General features: G+C 72.5%; 3 protein-coding genes. 2 read left to right on the top strand and 1 reads right to left on the bottom strand.

Annotated features, from left to right (window positions below):
• Together FV223_RS23130 and FV223_RS23125 are read left to right on the top strand one after the other, a co-directional pair.
• Positions 1–758: VTT domain-containing protein (locus FV223_RS23130; RefSeq protein WP_147729187.1), on the top strand; the 758-nt coding region annotated here is incomplete at its 5' end.
• A 282-nt stretch (positions 759–1,040) separates the two neighbouring features.
• Positions 1,041–2,453, top strand: a complete 1,413-nt coding sequence (locus FV223_RS23125; protein ID WP_246686534.1) for a HAMP domain-containing sensor histidine kinase — start codon at positions 1,041–1,043, stop codon at positions 2,451–2,453.
• A gap of 3 nt (positions 2,454–2,456) precedes the next feature.
• On the opposite strand, the gene bioB is transcribed toward FV223_RS23125, so the two are convergent.
• Positions 2,457–3,479, bottom strand: a complete 1,023-nt coding sequence (gene bioB / locus FV223_RS23120; RefSeq protein ID WP_147729185.1) for a biotin synthase BioB — start codon at positions 3,477–3,479, stop codon at positions 2,457–2,459.
• Positions 3,480–3,495: the final 16 nt, after the last annotated feature.

Here is a 3,495-nt window from a genome sequence, read left to right as displayed (position 1 = left end):
CCGCCCGCCGCCGCGCGCTGCGCTGGCTGCCCCTGGCGCTGCTGATCGCGCTGTCGATCGCCGTGCTGGTCTCGGGCGCGTCGCAGCTCCTCAGCCTCGACCGGCTGCTCGAGTCGCGGCAATGGCTGCGCGCCTTCGTCGAGGCGGACCGCCCGCGCGCCCTCGTGCTGGCCTACCTGATCTATGTCGGCTCCGTCGTCGTCTCGGTGCCGGCGACGCTGATCCTCACCATGGTGTGCGGCTTCCTGTTCGGCATCGTCACCGGCGCGATCGTCGCCGTCTGCGCCGCCACCACAGGCGCCGCGATCGTCTTCGCGATCGGCCGCGGGCCGGCCTCGGACCTGCTGCGGCGGGTGGCCGGGCCGCGGCTCGGCGCGCTCGCCGAGGGGTTCCGCAACGATGCCTTCGGCTACATCGTGTTCCTGCGCCTGCTGCCGCTGTTCCCGTTCTGGATGACCAATCTCGGGCCGGCCGCGTTCGGCGTGGCGCTGCGCACCTTCGTGCTCGCCACCGCCTGCGGCCTGCTGCCCGGCGCCTTCGTCTACGCGGCGACCGGCGCCGGCATCGAGGACGTGGTCGCGGCCCATGCGGACGCGAAAGCAGTATGCCTGTCCGCCGGCGGCAGCGATTGCGACAACGCGCTGAGCTTCCGCGCGCTGGTGACGCCGCGGATGGTGATCGGGCTCGGCGGCCTCGGCCTGTTCGCGCTGCTCTCGATCGGCCTGCGGCGGCGCTTCATCCGGCGCAACGCGGGCTGATCCGCGGGACCGCTCGACCTTCGCGGGACGCGATTATCCCCACGCTGCGTACTGAAAATCGCGTTCGCGCGCCGATCCCGGGGGTGATGCCCCCTCGACGCTTCCTCGGCCCGCGGGCTACGAGGGATGATCGTGCCACCGTCTCGGCCAGGGGATGCGGGTGGCGACGGGACGTTCGCGAAGAGGCACGGGGTCGCCGCGCTTTCCGGGGCCGGGATAGCAGTGGTCGCAAGGACTGACACGGACTCGACGGAGGCGGCAGAGCGCGACGCGCCCGTCGCGGTGCCGCGTTCCGACCGCTGGCTCAAGCGCCTCGGCCTTTCCGGACGCCTCTTCCTCGTCACCGTCGCCTTCGTCGCGGCGATCGAGATCCTGATCTTCGTGCCCGCGGTCGCGAATTACCGCCTGTCCTGGCTGTCCGACCGGATCAGCGCCGCGCAGGTCGCGGCCCTCGTGCTCGATGCCAGCGAAGGGCACCCGGTGTCCGACGAGCTCGCCCGGCGCCTGCTGGCCGGCGTCGGCGCCCGCGCGATCGCGGTCCGCGACGGCGACACCCGCCAGCTCCTGTCGATCGAGCCGATGCCGGACCGGGTCTCCGACACGGTCGACCTGCGCAACCGATCGATCTGGTGCGCCATCCGCGGCGCTTGGCGGACGCTGACCGAACCGGTCGACGAGCCGATCCGCATCGTCGGCCAGGGCTGGGAAGGCTTCGACCTGGTCGAGATCATCCTCGACGACGCGCCGCTGAAGCAGGCGGTGGTCGATTTCGCGATCCGGCTGGCGGTGTCGTCGCTGATCATCGCCACCGCCGCGGCCGGCCTCGTCTTCTTCGTGCTGCAGACCCTGATCGTGCGGCCGGTGCGCCGGCTCGCGCGCAACATCACCGCCTTCGCCGACGACCCGGAGGGGGCCGACCGGATCATCACGCCCGTGCCGCGCAGCGACGAGATCGGGCTCGCCGAGACCGCGCTGGCGCGGATGCAGCGGACGCTCGCGGACCAGCTGCGCCAGAAGCGCCGGCTCGCCGAGCTCGGGCTCTCGGTCGCCAAGATCAACCACGAGCTGCGCAACCTGCTGACCGGAGCGCAGCTGCTCGGCGACCGGCTCGAGGAAACCTCGGACCCGACGGTGCAGCGCGTGGCGCCGCGCCTCGTCGCGACGCTGGGGCGGGCGATCCGCTTCTGCGAGGCGACGCTGGCCTACGGCCGCGCCGCCGAGCGCACGCCGCGCAGCCGCGCGTTCGCGCTGGCCCCGGTCCTGGCGGAACTCGCCGATCTCGCGGCGCTCTCCGCCCACGGCCGCGTCCGGGTCGTGACCGAGGTCGCCCCCGAGCTGACGGTGTTCGCCGATTCCGAGCAGATCGGGCGGGCGATCGGAAACCTGGTGCGCAACGCCGTGCAGGCGCACGACTTCACCGAGGCGAACGTGGCCTCGCCGGAGGTGCGGATCACGGCCGGGCGCGAATGCGCCGGTGCGGTGACGATCCTGGTGGCCGATAACGGTCCCGGCCTGCCGGCGCGGGCGAAGGAGCACCTGTTCGAGGCCTTCCAGGGCTCGATGCGCTCGGGCGGCACCGGGCTCGGCCTCGCCATCGCCTCCGAGCTCGTGCGGCTGAACGGCGGGACGCTGTCGCTCGACCCCGCCGCCGAGGGCACCCGGTTCCGGATCGTGCTGCCGGACGCCGAGGCCTGAGGCCTACTCGGCGGCTTCCATCATGGGCGCGGCCACCGTGATGCCGATGTCGCGCAGCAGGGCGGCGTCGGAATCGGTCTCGTTGTTGGCGGTGGTCAGCAGGCGCTCGCCGTAGAAGATCGAGTTGGCGCCGGCGAGGAAGCACAGGATCTGCGCCTCGCGGGTCAGCCCCTTGCGCCCGGCGCTGAGGCGCACCCGCGCCTTCGGCATCACGATCCGCGCGGTCGCGCACATCCGCACGAGGTCGAGCGGGTCGACCGGCGGGCGGTCCTCCAGCGGCGTGCCCTCGACGGCGACGAGGGCGTTGATCGGCACGCTCTCGGGATGCGGCGCATGGTTGGCGAGCACCTGGAGCATCGCGGCCCGGTCGGTCACGCCCTCGCCCATGCCGACGATGCCGCCGCAGCACAGGCCGATGCCGGCCTCGCGCACGTTTTCCAGGGTCTGGAGCCGGTCGGCGTAGGTCCGGGTCGAGATGATGTCCTCGTAGAAGTCCGGTCCGGTGTCGAGGTTGTGGTTGTAGGAGGTCAGCCCGGCCTCGGCGAGCCGCACGGCCTGGGACGGCGTCAGCATGCCGAGGGTGACGCACGCCTCCATGCCCAGGCCGCGCACGCCGCGGACCATGGCCAGCACCGCGTCGAATTCCGGGCCGTCCTTCGGCTGGCGCCAGGCGGCGCCCATGCAGAACCGATGCGCCCCGGCCGCCTTCGCCTCGGCGGCCTCGCGCAGAACCGCGTCGACCGGCATCAGGCGTTCCTTGGCCATGCCGGTGCCCTTGTGATGGGCCGATTGCGGGCAGTAGGCGCAATCCTCGGGGCAGCCGCCGGTCTTGATCGACAGGAGCGAGGCGCGCTGGATGTCGGCCGGATCGTTGTGGGCCCGGTGCACGGAGGCGGCGCGAAACACGAGGTCGAGCAGCGGCAGGTCGTGGATCGCGCGGATCTCCTCGACCGTCCAGTCGTGGCGGATGGCGGGGGCGGCGGCCTGAGCCGGACGGCTTGATTTTCGCCCGCGGATTCGCCTCATGGGCGCATGATGCAGC

This window comes from Methylobacterium sp. WL116, from assembly GCF_008039455.1.
Lineage (GTDB): Bacteria > Pseudomonadota > Alphaproteobacteria > Rhizobiales > Beijerinckiaceae > Methylobacterium.
The sequence above is the reverse complement of the archived record's forward strand: the minus strand, read 5'-3'. Positions and strand labels throughout refer to the sequence as shown.

Bases quoted from the DNA above. Each gene is read 5' to 3' on its own strand.
- bioB (WP_147729185.1), bottom strand. From the start codon at position 3,479: ATGAGGCGAATCCGCGGGCGAAAATCAAGCCGTCCGGCTCAGGCCGCC.